Genomic DNA, 18,549 nt, shown 5'->3' with positions numbered 1-18,549 from the left:
GTCTCAATTAATAACAGTCGACCTTTTAGTCAGTTTTTTTTTCTATTCAGCTTCTATTTAAGAATCCACATTAATTTGTTTACCTCATCATATCCATCAAACTGATTATTCAAAGCTGTCTCCAGATTCTCTCTGTTATAATTGGTTTCAGATGAAGGATAGAGCCATCTCATAGGAATAACAGAGGCATTCTCCAAATTTAGATTCGTATTGGGGTTAATGGGGAAAACAGGATATTTATTTCTACGATATTCAAAATAACTTTCTTCTGCATCTTGCATAAAGTTAAGAATATAGTGTTGAATCCAGATTTGTTTCAACTGTTCACTACTAGTGCTTTTGAAAGCAGCTTCTCCTGTAAAATAGTTGTTGATATAGTCTGCAGTTATTTCCATACCATGAGCATATTTATCGCCTTTAGTATTCATTTGAATGCCCAAAGCCCATTTTACTGCTGATTTATAATAATCTTCTGCACTTCCGGTAGTAATCCATCCATATATACGTGCCTCAGCCAGGATTAGCTGTTGTTCCGCATAACTGATCACCATTCTTGGTTCACTTGAAACATCTTTCAGATACCTGGAATTCAAAAGTGAGTAATCACCTTTTAGATAATTATTTGTCATTTCGGCATAATCCATAGAGACATCTACACCTTCATAGGCATCCATTACCGATTCATTATTACCCGTAGCTATTTTGATACTTGCTGGATCGGCAAAATAAAATAATCTACGATCATTCAGTTTTTTGAGTTCATCAATCAACAATGAGCTAATCACTGTTCGACTTGTGAACAAGTCGTTTGTTCCAGCCATAGGATGCATGTTGACAGAAGTATATACTAATCCTAAATATCCATCCGCTTCGCTCAGTAGCTGACCTGCATTAACAATTTCGGCAAAACGTTCTTTGATTCTCAGAGAAGCATCCCCTTCCTTTTTACTCATACTCATGAGGACTCTCAACGCTAAAGCATTGGTTGCCTTTCTCCACTTTTTAGGGTCTCCGGCAAAAGGGGTAGGGTCACCATCGAACTTAATACCATTTGCGAAATAAGTATCTGCCTCTTTCAGTTCATCGAGTACTCCCAATAATACATCTTTCTGGCTGTCGAATATAGGACGATAACTTCCTGTAGCCCCCTGGTTGGTTTGGCTATAAGGAATGTCACCTACACGCATCGTTGTTTTATAGAACATATAAGCTCTGGAAAACTTAGCAATTCCTCTATAGGAGTTCTCCATTGCTGTACCAGTAGCATACTCTACCATTTTTTCAATATTAGGCAGAATCGTCATTTGTTCGAAACTGCTATTACCAAAGCTGTTGTATTGTTCAGGCATTTGACTCTCGTTGGCAAATCCCAAATATTTTGCAATTGCATTTGGCTGCAAATATGCATGCGAATCTCTTCCGTTGAATTTTACATTACTCAGTACAATATTGGTACAGAGCATAGAAGCACTCGCTTTGGTAATAGAATCAGGATTGGTGTTGATTTCTTCAAAATTATTACAAGCAGATAGGCAAGATAAACAAATAAACCCCGCTGTATATACTATTCGATATATATTTTTCATACAATGTTCTTATTTAACAAGTTAGAAACCTATTTTTACATTAAATCCAAGATAGCGCTGTGACGGATCCGAGAAATTTTCGCTTCCTCCATCAGGGTCGGAATATTTAAAATCTTTTGCCCAAAATAGGACATTCTGCCCAATAGCTGATACAGACAAAGACTGGGCTTTTATCATCGAGCAAACTGTTTTGGGAACATTATAGGTTAATGAGACTTCTCTCAGTTTGAAAAATGTACCGCTTTTAATATCTGATTTTGAAGGAGCGCCCCCCCAAGCTGTACCCTTGTGATATGATTCAATATAAGATTTATAAGTAGTAGCAATATCATTGGGAACAAACACGCGAGTATCAGTGCCTTCTATAATATTGCCATACGTATCATACTGAACGGTACCAGAAACAATCTTCACACCTTGTCCAACATAGTTTTTACTACCTGGGGTTTTCATATCCAAATAACGTTCAGGCGTTACAGATTCGGGGTGCCCACCGGAACGCCACATATACATCTCTGTAATTGATGAGATATTACCACCTACGCGACCATCAAATGACAATCCCAGTTGCCAGCTTTTATACTTCAATGTAGTATTAACACCCCAAATCCAATCGGGACCTTTATTTCCATATTTTGATTGATATTTTGAGTATTCAGGCAAACCTGATGAGTTATGAATAATGCTTCCTTCCGAGTCTCTCAAATAATCATTGAAAACAAAAGCGTCTGCTCTCTCGCCAACTCTCACCCAAGGTTTGTCTGCAGAATATGTAGGATCCAATTTGGTGTAATAGTCAGCATATTTGGACCAGTTGAATGATAGCTCCCAGCGAAGATTTCTAGTTTCAATCGGAGTACCATTAATTGTTAATTCAACACCTTTGCGAGTGATTTCCTCTTGCGTGTTTATAAAGTTAGATGAATAACCTGATGAAGGACTGATGCTGGCACTCTTTATAAAGTCGTAAGCTTTCTTATTATAGTAAGCAAAGTCAAAAGAAAGCCTATTCTTCAGTAGATTGACGGCAGTTCCGAACTCGTAAGTACGGGTAGACTCGGGCAGAATGTCTGTACCGCGTATAGTAGTAGGCAATACAGCCGAACTCAAAGTTCCCCACACACTACTGTTTACACTTAATACAGAATTAATAGCATAAACATCAGCTGCTTTTTTCGAAGTTACCCAAGAGCCTCTCAGCTTCCACAATGATAGCCATTCCCACTCTGGAAGTAATTCGGATACTACAAAACTTCCGGAAAAAGATGGATAAAGATATGAACGGGTTGTCTCTGGAAGTGTAGATACCCAGTCATTACGAAGAGTCATTTCGGCAAATGCCAGACTACGCCAAGATAGGCCTAAACGACCATACAAACTGTTTGTCTGCTTCTTGTACATGCGCGATGCTACCTTAGCGGGGTCAACAGAGGCCTTCAGTGAATAAAATCCAGGTATGGAAAGTCCGCCTTTGGTGCGAGCCTCTATTCCTTCATCCTGAGTATACATAATAGAACCTCCCACAAAGCCATCTACTCCAAAATCTTTATAACGATAGTTGGCTGACGTAATAAAGTCACCATTGATACTATAGCCACGACCAATACCTGTGTTATAAGATCCTTTCTGAGATTCTCCCCATACTTCCTCTCCACCGGATATAACAGTTGAATTACCTCCACCTTGGAAAGAGCCTTTAGAGATTCTGACATCCTGACGATTGCTGTATGTATCGTATCCCAAACGTACTAATGTATTCAGCCACTTGGTAGGCTCATACTTCATTTCAACAGACCCGTTGAAAATATCTTTATTCAATGAATGTAGTCTTTCGTAGCGGTCAAAGTATGGATTGTTGTTTCCTGCTGTATAGCTATTATTTTGCACTTCATTCGGAGTCAACCAATAGTCTTTATAATCTCTCAAATCCCAATCGGGAGAAGCCCAGATAAGCAGACTGTACATAGGATCGTAGCCAGTATAACCACTAAATCCCAAATTGGGTGATTCATGTTTGTTATAAGCTAAGTTTGTAGTGAATGAGAATTTGTCGAACTTAATATCACCACCTAATGTATAAGTATATTTATCGTAAGTAGAATTAGGGTACTGCCCTTTGTTATTGATCCACGTTGCAGAAGCACGAACATTCCCATATTTTCCTTTCTGCGAAATACTTACGTTATTGTTGAGGATATAGCCCTGCTCCAAGAAGTTTCTGAAATTATTCTTTCCTCGTGCAATGTAAGGCATTGCCTTCATTGTTTTAGAAATGGGGTCCCATTGAATCACTTCCTGTCCTTCGAGTGGAGCTCCCCATGAGCCGTCACCAGAGCGTACATATTCCAAAGATCCATCTACATTTTGCTTCACTACACGTCCGTAAGTTGATTGCAATTCTGGAATAGCCAGATAGCCGGCAGAAAACATTGTTCCACTATTAACCGCAATACTAATACCTTCCTTCTCAGCTCCGCGCTTGGTAGTAACCATGATAGCACCACTCTGCCCACGTGAACCATAAAGAGCGGAAGCGGTGGCACCTTTCAATACACTTAGCGATTCAATATCATCCGAAGCCACTTCGCGAAGAGTCATATTGGCATAAGGAATACCATCAATAACCAACAAAGGTTGCTCGCCACGCACTAAGATGCTAGGTCCTTCACCGAATTCACTAGAGTTCAATACATTCACACCTGCAATTTTGCCAGTCAGAGAAGACCCAACATCAATACCCTTCACCGTTTGTAAATGATCGCCTTTTAAATTCTGAACCGCATATCCTAAGGCTTTCTCTTCACGCTTGATACCTAAAGCCGTTACAACAACTTCTTCCAATGCTTTTGCATCTTCCTTCATCACTATCTGAAGTACTTGTTTAGCTCCCACTTTTACCATCAGAGGTGTGTATCCTACAAAAGTTATTTCAAGTTCTCCATTTCCAGGCACCATCAAAGAAAAAGCACCATTTGCATCAGATATAGTACCTGTATTTCCATTCTTAATACGAATACTCGCCCCAATAATAGGCTCACCAACCTCATCAGTAATTGTACCTGCTATTTTTTTTTCTGACAGATTATTTTGCGCTGTCTTTTTTAAAATAATCTGCGTACCTACTATTTCGTAAGCAATCTCCCGCCCATCAAATAGCTGTTTTAAGATAGAATTAATATTCTTGGTTTCACCTTTTATTTGTACTGTTTTATCTAAATTGATTGAGTTGTCAAAAACAAAAGAGTAATCTGTCTGTTTTTCAACTATTTGTATCAGATTCTTAATTGTAATTTGTCCTACTGGAATATTAATATTGCCAGAGTTCTGTGCCCATATTGTAGAGCAAAAAAACAAGCAGAACAAAATAAAAATACTACTTAATATTTGTTTAAGCTTTAACATTGTAAACTCATTTAAGGTTAAATAAAAAACTATTATTATCTTTGTCTGCAAAATGCAAGACTTCCCTATATTACTCGCTTAGCGAATAATATATATATCTCGGGTTTTGTATATAGGACGTAGAAGATAGCCGTCTTCTACGTCCGTTTTTATATATTTATCTACATGTGATGGTAACCTCCTCTCCGTTTATAGAATAATCAATGGGTGTAATACGGTTAATTATCTCAAGCATTTCCCTAAAGGACTCTGTTTTCACAGTCATCCAATAGCGTTTTGTAGTATTAATATTATTTACGGCTATCTTCACACCATACCAACGCTCCATCTTACGTACCAAGTCCGTAAGTTCTTCTCCATCGATTTTCAATTTGCCCAAACGCCAGATGACCTCTTCCTGAGCATTACAATTAGCTAAAATGCATTTATCGGTATCATACAAAGGAATAATGGCTTTCTGATTGGGTTGTAATTTAGCCAACAGTTTATTGGATGAGGAAGAAAACACACTAACACTTCCGGTCAACAAAGTGACGGATATTTCTGCCTTATCTTTATAAGCATTGACGTCAAACGAAGTGCCGTGGACTACCACTTTTAAATTATCTACCATTACATCAAACGGATGATCTTTGTCTTTTGCTACATCAAAGAATGCTTGTCCTTCCAGTTTCACCGAACGTTTGGTGCGGCTATAATCGGTGGAATAAGTAAGTACTGACCCCGAATTAAGTAAGACACTAGTTCCATCAGGCAAACAGACTTCCGCTTTCTGCCCCAATGGCGCTTTAAAACAAACCATCTTATTTTCCTCTTCTCTGGAAAATAACAGAGGGATTGAAATGCCTATTAATAAAGCTACGGTTGCCGCAACAGCAATGGTACGGTAAAGTACAGTACGCGAATACATTTTGATGGGGTGCATACGGTTAATATTGCTTATAATCCTGTTCCATACTTTTTCTTTATTAGAATTGTCAAATAAGAAATCCGTATGAGCCAAACTCCAACTTTCCTTGAGTTCTTGAAGCTCACGTTCATTTTTGGGATCGGACTTACGCCAAGCAGATAACTCTGCTTTATCCTCAGCGGTCGCTTCTCCCGCCAAGTATTTCGATATAAGAGAATATAGTTCCATAATATTGTGTTTTCTATAATAGACACATAAGAAAATAAATACCCCTAAAAAACATTTGCTTTTTCTAAAATAAAACAAGTAGAAATGTATTTAGAATAATAATAAAAGTATTAAATTAAAAGACATGAATGTAATCCTTTTGCATAAGAGATTTTGCTTTATACACTTCTAAGTGCTATCATTTTCGTAATCTCACGAAAATGATCACCTACATTGAATTATTTAGCAAACTATATTCAACCAATTCATGGAGAAAACAAACCGCAAAAGGAAAAATTTTACTACATCAGAGATCATTCACCTCAAACATTTTCCCAAGCGAATAAATAGCCATCTGTTGTTCAACCTGATAAACAGTGTCAGCAACCTCAACTAAAACTCTTTCATGATTATAGTATCAGGATTCTTCGAAAGATTATCTTTCCCACTCTTAATTCTATTTATACGAGTTTCGGACATACCGCTAAAAATACGCAGCAAGTCATAGCCTAATTCTTGTGCGGAAGTAGTTTCGTGCAGTTCTCGTAAACTGGATTCTATAGATTGGTATGATATGGTAGTTTACATGTTTATAATTGAATTTGAAATTATCTGAATTTAAACAAAAATAGACAATTATTCAAAAAAGGAATCTTGTAAAAGAAAAGTTTTTCTAAAAACTTAGCCAAACTTCCTTTTCATAAATAATCAGCCAACAATATTCAAAACATCCGAGGGATGAACCAGTTCATATTTACAAGGTATTTCCTTTTTACCATTGCTCCAGGTAGCCAAAGCGAAGTCAACGTGAGAGTTGGCGGCACAGGCACTATCATACGCGGCATCTCCTATATACAAACAGGTTGACGGAGTAGCACCTGTCTTTTCAAAGTAAGCAAGTATCGGCTCTGCCGAAGGCTTGGGCTTTACAGTATCCGTTACGCAAATGGAAACATCGAAGAGATGAAATATTTCACAGAGAGCATCATCGTTATTCAATTCACTTCGTATTCGTGAAGTAATTAATCCCAATCTGAATTGCCTTTCTTTCAGGGTATTAACAAGTTTATCAATCCCTTCAAACAAAGCTATCTCGCTTCTATATTTTTGGAAATTACGGCTCCATAATTCAAACGCTTTATCCGGATTCTCTATTCCTAACTTCTGCATAGTAGTAACGCCTGGTATGCCTAACACAAAATCCAGTTCCTTTTTCTCGAAATGTTTACCCAGCAACTCTTCAATGGTTTGCTGCCATGTGTTTATTACAGCACTTTCGTTATCAACCAATGTGCCGTCAACATCAAGACATACTAACCCCTTTCAACAGACAAACTAAGCAATTTCTTCTTTATATACAGTTCGTCCCCGCTACCTGTGACGAACGTCCCCGCATGCGGGGCTATGAGTCACTGCATGCGGGGACGAATGGAACGGGTATGCGTGACGAACTAGTTGTCGGCAGAAAAGGACTTAGTATCCGGTAAGCAATGATTTAGGTTGCGGCAGTCAAGTACATGGCACAGCCGTTAGATTATTTATGAATGAATATAACGCTTAGAGGGCCAAATTGCATATTATTGCATTTAGAGCACCTTTCTTCAGAAACAAATCAACTCAAAAACGCATCGAAGCAACCAAGTATGTGCCTAAAATGAAGAGTTATGAGTCCATAAAAGGGCTTTTTTCATCGCGAAAGGCCTCGAATGGGCCAAACATCGACGAATCTATAGTTAATTTATGGTTAACGAATCTATATACTTAGTTAAAAGTGATAGATAGTGAGGGTAAAAATGCTGTTTTAGTGGTAGACATTTTTTACTATCACTCTTCTGTAATTCTTTTCAGCAAGGAGTTTCCGTTCAGTTAGTGAGGGTAAGTGATGGTAAACCACACTTTTTTTTCTCTAGGAGGAGAGCAGCGCATAAACATGCAATTGGCTTTATCTATAAGGAAATTTGTACTCTTATTAAAAAACAGTATATTTGTGTTCGAATAGACGTTGACAACTAACTCACTTAAACTGACTAATTATGAAGAAAGGTCTTAAAATTACCGCAATTACCGTTGGGAGTATCTTGGTTTTGATGCTCCTATTGCCTTTTGCGTTTCAAGGAAAAATGGAGAAAATCATTAAAACGGAGGGAAACAAGATGTTGAATGCTCAGTTCGACTTTGAGAAACTGGGCATTAGTCTTTTCCGCAACTTCCCCAAAGCGTCTGTTACTCTCAATAATTTCTGGCTAAAGGGTACCGGTGAATTCGAAAAGGATACGCTGGTGCAGGCGGGAGAGGTTACCGTTGCTCTCAATTTGTTTTCGCTGTTCGGAAACAGTGGTTACGATATTTCAAAGATTACACTCGAAGATACGAAGTTACATGCCATTGTTCTGCCCAACGGAAAGGTGAACTGGGATGTCATGAAGCCCGACTCGGCTGCAACGGATGCTGCTGCCGCAGAAGAGGCCCCGTTCAAAATGAAGTTACAGGAGCTCACGGCCAGCAACCTGACGATTATTTACGATGACCGCCAGGCGGGTATGTTGGCGCAAATAGATAGTTTGGAGGCTACTTGCTCGGGCGACTTAGGCAGTGACCGCACGCTCTTGAAGGTGGAGGCTAAAACGCCGGGACTTTCTTTCAAGATGGGTAACATTCCGTTCTTAAGCAGGGCGGTGGTGACCACGCGGATGGATTTGGATGCCGACTTGCTCAATAGCCGCTACACGTTCAAGGAGAGTGAGTTCAGCCTGAATGCCATCAAAGCGGGAATCGATGGTTGGGTGGCTATGAAGGATCCGGCCATGGAGATGGATTTGAAATTGAAGACCAGCGAGGTTGGGTTCAAGGAAATTCTTTCTTTGATTCCGGCTATCTACGCGAAAGATTTTGAAAGCATCAAAACCAACGGCAAGGCTACCTTGTCGGCTTTTGCAAAAGGTACGTTGCAGGGCGATACATTGCCGCAGTTTGATGCGACGCTGGATGTGAAAGATGCCATGTTCCGCTACCCATCGTTGCCGGCAGGGGTCGATCAGATCAACGTACATGCCAACATGAAGAACCCGGGCGGCAGTGCCGACCTTACAGAAATTACGGTCAGTCCGTTCAGTTTCCGGTTGGCGGGAAATCCGTTCAGCATCACGGCCGCTGTTAAGACTCCGGTTAGTGATCCGGACGTAAAGGCTTCAGCTAAAGGTACGCTGAATTTGGGCATGATTAAGCAGGTTTATCCGCTGCAAGACATGGAACTCAACGGGGTGGTGAATGCCAATATGGAGATGGCGGGCCGCTTGTCTTATGCCGAGAAGGAGCAGTATGACAAGTTCTACGCAGCAGGTACCATCGGACTGAGCAACATGAAGTTGAAGATGAAGGGGATGGATGATGTGGATATCAAGAAGTCGTTGCTCACTTTCACTCCGAAGTATTTGCAGTTGAGCGAAACAACGGTCAACATCGGTAAGAATGATGTGACTGCCGACAGCCGTTTCGAGAATTACATGGGTTATGCCTTGAAAGATAAAACATTGAAAGGTACGCTCAACATCCGCTCTAATCACCTCAACCTGAACGATTTTATGGGTAGTGCGGACACTACCGCAACAGCAACTCCCGCCGATAGCACGGGAATCATTGTCATTCCCAAGAACATCGATTTCCAGATGGAGGCTAATCTCAAAGAGGTGTTGTTCGATAAAATGGCTTTCAGAAACATGAACGGTAAACTGGCCGTGAAGGAGGGAAAAGCAGACATGAAGAATCTGTCAATGAATACCATGGGCGGACAAGTAGTGATGAATGGATATTATTCTACGCAGAACGCTGAGAAGCCCGAAATGAACGGGGCGTTCAAGTTAACGGGTATTCAGTTTGCGCAGGCGTACAAGGAGCTCGACATGGTGCAGAAGATGGCGCCTATATTCGAGAATTTAAAAGGAAACTTCTCCGGAAATATGGATATACGCACGGAACTCGACCCAACCATGAGTCCGGTAATGGAGACGATGAAGGGGGCGGGAAGCCTCACAACACAGGACATCAGCCTCAGCGGGGTGAAGGCGATCGACGGAATTGCCGACGCTTTGGGTAAGCCGGCACTGAAGGATATGAAAGTGAAGAACTTGAAGGTGGACTTCACCATCGACAAGGGGCGGGTGTTTACCGAACCGTTCGATGTGAAGTTGGGTGAGTACACCATGAATTTATCGGGCAGCACGGGACTGGACCAGAGCATTGCTTACGCCGGTAAGGTGAAGTTACCCGCTTCGGCAGGTAGTTTGGGACAGTTGTCTACACTCGACCTGAAGATTGGCGGTACGTTTACCTCGCCCAAGGTGTCTATCGATACCAAGAGTATGGCTAAGCAGGCAGCGGAATCGGTCAAAGACAAAGCAATTGACAAGTTGGGTGAGAAACTGGGACTCGACTCGGCCACACGTGCCAATACGGATACGTTGAAGAAAAAAGTAACAGAGAAGGCCACCGAGAAGGTATTGGACTTCTTGAAAAAGAAAATAAAATAATGTTGTTGAAGTTATACGAAAAGAATAACAATCCCAATGATTTGCAACGAATTGTGGATGTATTGAATGATGGCGGGTTAATTATTTATCCCACAGATACGATGTATGCCATCGGATGCCACGGTTTGAAGGAGCGGGCTATCGAACGCATCTGCCGGATAAAGGATATTGATTCCAAGAAGAATCATCTTTCCATCATCTGCTATGACATGAGCAGCATCAGTGAGTACGCCAAGTTGGATAACAATACGTTCAAACTGATGAAAAGAAACCTGCCCGGCCCGTTTACATTTATTCTGGGTGCGGGAAGCCGGTTGCCGAAGATATTCAAGAACCGCAAGGAGGTGGGTATCCGCATGCCCGACAATGACATTTCACGGGAGATAGCTCGCATGCTCGATGCTCCCATCATGACCACCACCCTACCCTACAACGTGAAGGATGATGTGGAGTATCTTACTACGCCGGAACTGATTGAGGAGAAATTCGGAAACATGGTCGACTTGGTGGTCGACGGCGGCATTGGTGGTATTGAACCGTCAACCATTGTGTATTGTGTAGACGGTGAGGCGGAGATTACCCGTCAGGGAAAAGGCATCTTACAAGAATTTTAAATAAAAAAGACCGGCTCAGTTACTGAACCGGTCTTTTTTGTATCTGTACGTAAGCCGAAGGCCTTAGTCGGCCAGCAAGGATTCGGGATCCAGGTTGGCTGCTTCAATATCTTTGAAGTAACGGTACGTACCTACTTTCAATTCAAAGGTAGCAGCGTCATCGCAAACAATAATGCCATGCTCATGCATCTGCAAAGCACTGATGGTCCACATTTGTGTAATGGGGCCTTCAACAGCATGATACAAAGCGCGGGCTTTGTTGTGACCGTTCACAATGATAAGCACTTCTTTAGCAGCCATCACGGTTCCTACTCCTACTGTGAGCGAAGTCTTCGGAACTTTGTTCACATCGTTATCAAAGAAACGCGAATTAGCAATAATCGTGTCTGTTGTCAACGTTTTGATGCGTGTACGCGACGAGAGGGAAGAGCCCGGCTCATTGAACGCAATGTGTCCGTCGGGACCAATACCGCCCAAGAACAAGTCAATGCCACCGTAAGAAGTTATCTTAGCCTCGTAATTGGCACATTCTTCTTCCAAGTCGTTTGCATTACCATTGAGAATGTTCACGTTTTCACGCTTCACATCCACATGGCTGAAAAAATTATTCCACATGAAAGAGTAATAGCTTTCCGGATGTTCTTGCGGCAAGCCTACGTACTCGTCCATGTTGAACGTTACTACATTTTTAAAAGATACCAGGCCTTTCTTATTAAGGTCGATTAATTCTTTGTACATGCCCAGCGGAGACGATCCGGTAGGTAAACCAAGTACGAAAGGTTTGTCCGCAGTAGGCTGTGCCTTGCGGATACGGGCTGCCACATAACCGGCTGCCCATTTGGAAATTGCCTGATAATCGGGCTGAATAATGAGTCTCATGTCAGATTGTATTTAAGATGTTAATAAATTGGGGGAATTTCTATACATAGTGTTATCTGTCTTTCTTCAATCTGTCGGCCATGGCTCTACCTAGCTTTTCGCATTGCTCGTAGATGTTGTCGTCGATAGCCATTTTCATGTCCACAGGATCACCTACAATCTCGAACTTGCTCTTTTCGGCAAACTCGGCCAAGCGTTTCACTGCGGCACTCGACCAGCAGAATGATCCGAAGTAACCCAGGTAACGGTCTTTCATGTCACGAGTCAGAATCTTTGAAATCAACGAATCAATTTCAGGGAAAAGGTGATTGCAGTATGTGGTACTACCAATGATGAGACCTTTGTATCTGAATATATCGGCTATGATATACGAATGATGACGTTTGTTGGCATTATGCAAAATGATGTTCTTTATGCCTTGTGCAGAGAGTTCCAACGCAATGGCTTCGGCCATCTGTTCGGTGTTGCCGTACATGGTTCCGTAAACAATAACCACGCCTTCTTCTCCTTCGTAACGGCTCAATTTGTCGTATATGCCAATTACTTTCTCAATCTGATCAATCCATACCGGTCCGTGTGTAGAACAGATAGCTTTGATGGGAAGAGGTGCCAGCTTTTCAAGGGCTTTTTGTACAGCCGAACCATACTTGCCCACAATATTGGCATAGTAGCGTCTCATTTCATCCCAGAAGATTTCCACATTCATGTTGCTGTCTATGAAACCACCGTCGAGCGTACCGAATGCTCCGAACCCATCGCCCGAGAAAAGCAATCCTTCCGTTTCGTCGAATGTCATCATCGTTTCCGGCCAATGTACCATAGGTGTAAGGTAGAACCGGAGTTTGTGATAACCCAAATCGAGCGAATCTCCATTCTTGATAAGCAACTGATGATCCGGCGAGATGTTGTAGAATCCTTCTACCATGCCGAATGTTTGCTTGTTACCCACAATGGTTATGTTGGGATAGTATTTTTTAATCAGCGATATAGAACCTGAATGATCGGGCTCCATGTGGTTAATAATAAGATAATCAACCGGTCTGTCGCCGATAACGGCTTTTATTTTGTGCAGAAATACCTCAAAATAACAAATATCTACCGTGTCTATTAAAGCAACCTTACCATCATCAATCAGATAGGAATTATATGACACACCATAAGGAAGGGGCCACAATCCCTCAAACAAATGTTTGGTGCGGTCGTTTACCCCCACATAATGTACTTTACCCCTGATTATTGTTTTCTGTTTCATACTTCTTTTTTTTTATAAAGCAAAAATAATCCTTTTTTTTCAATCTTTATATAACTTACCCTGATATGAGCCTCTTTCCTGCATCCTTTTCTGAACCCGGGCGGTAAATTCATAGTTCTTCAATCCCCAGTCGGGCGCAATAAGCAACTTCTTGGGCGATTGCGAAATGAAACGTTCCAGTACGATGTCCGGACGAAGGTGTTCTACATAATCAATCACTAAATCAATGTATTCGTCAACTCCGAACAGATGAAACTCTTCGGGGTTCTTGTAATATTCATAAGCCATGCGGGTACCTCGTATGAGTTGCAGCTGATGCAGTTTCAACGTGGTAAGCGGCAAACGCGAAAGGGTGCCGGCCTGCGACACGATTTCTTCCGGACTCTCACCCGGCAGTCCCAATATAACATGACCGCCCGTAAGAATGCCTCTCGAAGCAGTTCGCTCGATGGCATCAACGGTTTCGGCGAACGTATGTCCGCGGTTGATCCGTATCAACGTTTGGTCATTGGTACTTTCAATTCCATATTCAACCAATAAAAAGTGCTGTTTGTTCAATTCCTCCAGATAGTTGAGCAATTCATCGGGCATGCAGTCGGGCCGTGTACCAATAACAAGTCCCACTACATCTTCGGTTTGAAGGGCTTCCAGGTATTTGTTTTTCAACTCCTGCAATTCGCCGTAGGTATTGGTGTAAGCCTGAAAATAGGCCAAATACTTCATATCGGGATATTTATACGAAAAGAATCGTTTCCCTTCTTCCAACTGGGTGCGTACCGACTTGTCGGTGTGGCAGTATTCGGGATTAAAAGTCTGGTTGTTGCAGTAAGTGCAGCCTCCCTGACCTTTGGAACCGTCCCGATTAGGGCAGGTAAACCCGGCATTTATGGATATTTTCTGAACTTTGCAGGTGAAATGCTGCTTCAAGAAGGCAGCAAAATCATTATATAGTGGGTTGTGAACCATCATTCAACTAATTTTAGCTGCAAATTTACGAATTAAGTAATTACAAATTCTTAAATTTGCGGGATAATGCGTAAATCAAAACTATTAAAAGATGAAAAAACTTAGCATACTCTTTCTACTTTGCCTGTTGGTGCAGGTAGTACCGGCACAGGGAAGCAAGGCTCTCGACTTGAAGGAAATCACATCCGGCAAGTTTCGTGCCGAAGGTATTCAGGGTGTAATTCCAATGGCCGACGGAGAACACTATACTCAGATGAATGCCGAAGGTACTCAAATCATTAAATATTCGTTCAGAACCGGGCAGCAAGTGGAAGTTGTATTCGATGTGGCCAAAGCGCGTGAGTGTACCTTCAAACGTTTTGACGGTTACACCTTCTCACCCGACGGCAGTAAGATTCTGATCCGCACGGAAACGCAACCTATTTACAGGCATTCATACAAGGCAGTACATTACCTATACACCATCAAACGGAATATCGTTGAAAAGTTGTCGGAAGGCGGTCCGCAGCAATCGCCCGTGTTCTCGCCCGACGGTAACATGGTGGCTTTTGTCAGAGACAACAACATTTTCCTGGTGAAGATGCTTTACGGTAACAGTGAATCACAGGTGACAGAAGACGGCAAGTTTAATCATGTGCTGAATGGCATACCCGACTGGGTGTATGAAGAGGAGTTTAGTTTCGCTACGGCTTTGGAGTTCAGCCCGGACAACACCATGCTGGCTTTTATCCGCTTCGACGAATCGGAAGTAGCGTCTTTCACGTTCCCTATCTTTGCCGGACAAGCTCCGCACTACAGCGCACTCGAAACCTATCCGGGTGCCTATACATATAAGTATCCCAAAGCAGGTGAAGCCAACTCAAAGGTTTCCGTGCATACATTTGACATCAAGTCGAAAGTAACCCGCAAAATGAAGTTGCCGTTGGATCCCGACGGATATATTCCTCGCATCCGTTTCACGCAAGATGCAGCCAAGTTGGCTATCATGACGCTGAACCGTAACCAGAACCGGTTCGATCTTTATTTTGCCGATCCGCGTTCCACACTCTGCAAGCTGGTGTTGCGTGACGAGAGTCCTTACTACATTAACGAAAGTGTGTTTGACAATATAATGTTCTATCCTCAAAACTTCAGCTTCATCAGCGAGAAAGACGGATACTCACACCTATATTGGTACAGCATGGGTGGTAATCTGATTAAGCAGGTTACGAAAGGTAAGTTTGAGGTGAAACGTTTCATCGGGTGGGATGCTGCTACGAATACATTCTACTTCGAAAGCAATGAAGAAAGTCCTCTACGTACGGCTGTATACAAGACCGACAAGAAGGGCGGACGCATCAAGCTGTCTGAGAAAGCGGGTACCAATTCTGCCATCTTCAGCAGCAATTTGAAGTATTTCATGAACACCTACTCGAACCTGCAAACGCCTGCCGTTATTACGCTGAACGACAATACGGGAAAGGTGCTGAAAACTTTGGTGACTAACCAGAAACTGAAGGAAACGCTGGCGCAGTATCAGCTGCCGAAGAAGGAGTTCTTTACTTTCCGTACTTCGCAAGGCACGGAACTCAATGGATGGATGATTAAGCCGGCCGACTTCAACGAATCGAAAAAATATCCGGTGTTGTTGTATCAATATAGCGGTCCGGGCAGCCAGGAAGTGGTCGACAAATGGGGTATCGGTGGTGATCGCGGTGGCATCGGCTGGGATGCATACATGGCTTCCAAAGGCTATGTGATAGTATGTGTAGACGGTCGCGGAACAGGCGGCCGGGGCGCTGAGTTTGCCAAATGTACGTACCTGAATCTGGGTGTGAAAGAAGCACAAGATCAGGTAGAAACAGCCAAGCACATGGCTGCACAGCCTTATGTGGATAAGAGTCGCATTGGTATCTGGGGATGGAGTTTCGGCGGATACATGACCATCATGAGTATGAGTGAAGGTACGCCGATATTCAAAGCAGGTGCGGCCGTAGCGGCAGTAACCGACTGGAGATTCTACGATACCGTGTATGTAGAAAGATTTATGCGCACACCGCAGCAAAATGCAGAAGGCTACAAAGCAGGATCGGCTTTCACCCGAGCTGCCAACCTAAACGGTCGCTTGCTGTTGGTGCACGGCATGGCCGACGATAACGTACACTTCCAAAACTGCGCGGAATACAGCGAATGCTTGGTGCAAGCCGATAAGCAATTCGACATGCAGGTGTACACCAACCGAAACCACGGTATTTACGGCGGTAACACCCGTTACCACTTATTCACCCGGTTAACGGAGTTTTTCCTAAATAATCTATAAAAAAGGTTGCGGCGGAGGGTTTTACCTTCCGCCGCAACAATAAATATAAAGAGCAATCAGAACTAATTGTGCCATCGGTTGTTTTTAGATGTAGAAACGATAGATTATGCGAAGATGAGTCACCGAAAAATTCTTTCCGTAGCTTTTAATATGTCATTGGGGTATGCCCCCGTTATTTTAACCATATTACTTAGCGAATTAATGGCACAGGATGTTGCGATATACATAGGCATGGCAACAGCTCTCACTTATACATACTTCACCTTGTATATAAACAAGGCGAGGATGCACAATTACATTCTATACCTGTCAACCTTTGTTTTATCGGTACTAGCTCTGGCTACATTGCTTCCTATCGATTACTGTCCGAAAGGAAACTTGCCCATTACATTGGAAATGTCTATTGTAGTTCCGTTACTCATTCTGCATTTGCATCGCAGGCGTTTTGTCAATTACTTCCGACGTAAGAAAGGGGCCTGTGACAAGCCGAACCTGATTCAAAGTGCGGAGTCGACTGTAGTAGCGGGTAAGGTTATTCTTATTTTATCGGGGCTTCAGTTCCTTGCTTTGACGTTAGGCATCTTATTTTGGCATCCACTCGCGGAAAGAACGATGTGGGTGTACTTCAACTTACTGCCGGGACTAATCTTTTTATTCAGTATCTTGCTCAACCAAGTAGTCATCAATTTTTTCAATTCCATGATGGCCTGTTTGGAATACGTTCCCATCGTAAACGAAAGAGGAGATGTGATTGGTAAAAGCTTGAAGGTGGAGGCCATTAGTTATAAAAACACATACATCAATCCGGTTATCCGTATCGCAGTGGTGAGCAACGGACGTTTGTTTCTCTGCAACCGCTCACAAGAGTGTATTCTCGACAAAGGGAAGACGGATATTCCAATGGAATGTTATTTGCGCTACCGCGAAACACTTAAAGAAGGTGTGGCGAGGGTAGTTGGGCATGTATTCCCCAACCTGACCGATATAGAACCGACCTTTAGCATCATGTATCATTTTGAAAATAAAATCACCAACCGTTTGATTTATTTGTTTGTGGTGAACATGGATGACGAATCAGTTCTATGCAATCCCCGATTCAAAAACGGAAAACTGTGGACTCTGCAACAGATGGAGCAGAATTTAAAAGAAAACTTCTTCTGTGAATGTCTGGAGGTAGAATACGAATACCTCAAAGACATTATTTATACAACAGAAAAATACAAGGGATCTTAGACAGATCAGGAACCTTGCCTTTCCATTCACTGATTGCACGTGTTTTAATGTACTCGCCCTCACAAGTGAGATTGGCTGCTATACAGAGTTTAGTCTGCGGACGGCAATTTTGCAGCAGGTCGTCAATCATTTTATGGTTGCGGTAAGGTGTTTCAATAAACAGTTGTGTCTGATTCTCGGAATAGATGCGCTGTTCGAGTTGCTTGATTCTTTTCACCCGTTCACCCGGTTCGATGGGCAGGTATCCGTGAAAAGCAAAACTTTGACCGTTAAAGCCCGAACCCATAACGGAAAGAATAATAGATGACGGCCCCACCAACGGAACTACTTTCAGATTCTTACGCTGCGCGATGGCTACCACATCGGCACCCGGGTCGGCTACTGCCGGACAGCCTGCCTCGGAAATAACTCCCATCGATTGCCCAGCCAACAAAGGTTTCAGATAGCCCGAAATATCCTCGGCAGAAGTGTGCTTGTTCAACGGATAAAAACTAAGTGAGTCAATATCGAACTCGCGATCTACCTTTTTCAGGAAACGGCGTGCCGAACGAACATCCTCTACTATAAAATGTTTGATCCCTTGAATGATCTCTATATTATAAGCCGGCAAAACGGTGTTCAACTCGGTGTCGCCAAGTGTAACCGGCAACAGATAAAGGGCTGTATCCATAAATG

Annotated in this window: 11 protein-coding genes and 1 pseudogene; 4 read left to right on the top strand and 8 right to left on the bottom strand. The window is 42.4% G+C overall.

Annotation, left to right across the window (positions count from 1 at the left end):
* Positions 1 to 53 precede the first annotated feature (53 nt).
* From C511_RS0103775 to C511_RS16145, 4 genes and pseudogenes are all read right to left on the bottom strand, one after another.
* The gene (locus C511_RS0103775) at positions 54 to 1,586 is read right to left on the bottom strand and encodes a SusD/RagB family nutrient-binding outer membrane lipoprotein (protein WP_024996319.1); all 1,533 of its coding nucleotides are present in this window, start codon (positions 1,584 to 1,586) and stop codon (positions 54 to 56) included.
* Positions 1,587 to 1,607: 21 nt separating this feature from the next.
* On the bottom strand, positions 1,608 to 4,988 hold the full coding sequence (locus C511_RS0103770) for a SusC/RagA family TonB-linked outer membrane protein (RefSeq protein ID WP_051260441.1): 3,381 nt from the start codon (positions 4,986 to 4,988) through the stop codon (positions 1,608 to 1,610).
* Between the two features lie 157 nt (positions 4,989 to 5,145).
* Complete coding sequence (locus tag C511_RS0103765) at positions 5,146 to 6,126, bottom strand: FecR family protein (protein WP_034781383.1); 981 nt, start codon at positions 6,124 to 6,126, stop codon at positions 5,146 to 5,148.
* A gap of 687 nt (positions 6,127 to 6,813) precedes the next feature.
* Positions 6,814 to 7,410 (bottom strand): annotated as a pseudogene (locus C511_RS16145) (HAD family hydrolase); the annotation flags it as partial.
* Between the two features lie 728 nt (positions 7,411 to 8,138).
* On the opposite strand from C511_RS16145, the gene C511_RS0103755 reads away from it, so the two are divergent.
* Positions 8,139 to 10,631 carry an AsmA family protein gene (locus tag C511_RS0103755; RefSeq protein ID WP_024996323.1) on the top strand — a complete coding sequence of 831 codons (2,493 nt, stop codon included), beginning with the start codon at positions 8,139 to 8,141 and terminating at the stop codon, positions 10,629 to 10,631.
* Positions 10,631 to 11,245, top strand: coding sequence for an L-threonylcarbamoyladenylate synthase (locus tag C511_RS0103750; protein WP_024996324.1), 615 nt, complete (start codon positions 10,631 to 10,633; stop codon positions 11,243 to 11,245). Before C511_RS0103755 ends, C511_RS0103750 begins: the two co-directional genes overlap by 1 nt.
* A gap of 63 nt (positions 11,246 to 11,308) precedes the next feature.
* Here the strand turns inward: C511_RS0103750 and nagB are convergent, their stop codons facing one another.
* Genes nagB through C511_RS0103735 form a run of 3 tightly spaced genes read right to left on the bottom strand, consistent with a single transcriptional unit; the run spans position 11,309 to position 14,342 of the window.
* Positions 11,309 to 12,124, bottom strand: coding sequence for a glucosamine-6-phosphate deaminase (gene nagB, locus C511_RS0103745; RefSeq protein ID WP_024996325.1), 816 nt, complete (start codon positions 12,122 to 12,124; stop codon positions 11,309 to 11,311).
* 52 nt (positions 12,125 to 12,176) lie between these two features.
* Positions 12,177 to 13,376, bottom strand: a complete 1,200-nt coding sequence (locus tag C511_RS0103740; protein WP_024996326.1) for an FprA family A-type flavoprotein — start codon at positions 13,374 to 13,376, stop codon at positions 12,177 to 12,179.
* 39 nt (positions 13,377 to 13,415) lie between these two features.
* Positions 13,416 to 14,342, bottom strand: coding sequence for a TIGR01212 family radical SAM protein (locus C511_RS0103735; protein ID WP_027317841.1), 927 nt, complete (start codon positions 14,340 to 14,342; stop codon positions 13,416 to 13,418).
* 91 nt (positions 14,343 to 14,433) lie between these two features.
* Between C511_RS0103735 and C511_RS0103730 the strand changes: the two genes are divergently transcribed.
* Entirely contained in the window at positions 14,434 to 16,641 is a 2,208-nt protein-coding gene (locus C511_RS0103730) for a S9 family peptidase (protein WP_024996327.1), read from the top strand.
* A gap of 114 nt (positions 16,642 to 16,755) precedes the next feature.
* Positions 16,756 to 17,874 (top strand): hypothetical protein, encoded by a 1,119-nt coding sequence (locus C511_RS0103725; RefSeq protein WP_024996328.1) that lies wholly within the window; start codon positions 16,756 to 16,758, stop codon positions 17,872 to 17,874.
* Here C511_RS0103725 and C511_RS0103720 read toward each other — a convergent pair.
* Positions 17,840 to 18,544, bottom strand: coding sequence for an SAM-dependent methyltransferase (locus C511_RS0103720; RefSeq protein ID WP_024996329.1), 705 nt, complete (start codon positions 18,542 to 18,544; stop codon positions 17,840 to 17,842). The two genes, C511_RS0103725 and C511_RS0103720, sit on opposite strands and share 35 nt — an antisense overlap.
* Between the last annotated feature and the right edge of the window lie 5 nt (positions 18,545 to 18,549).

The organism is Bacteroides graminisolvens DSM 19988 = JCM 15093 (assembly GCF_000428125.1).
GTDB lineage: Bacteria > Bacteroidota > Bacteroidia > Bacteroidales > Bacteroidaceae > Bacteroides > Bacteroides graminisolvens.
This window is presented reverse-complemented; position numbering and strand designations above follow the sequence as displayed.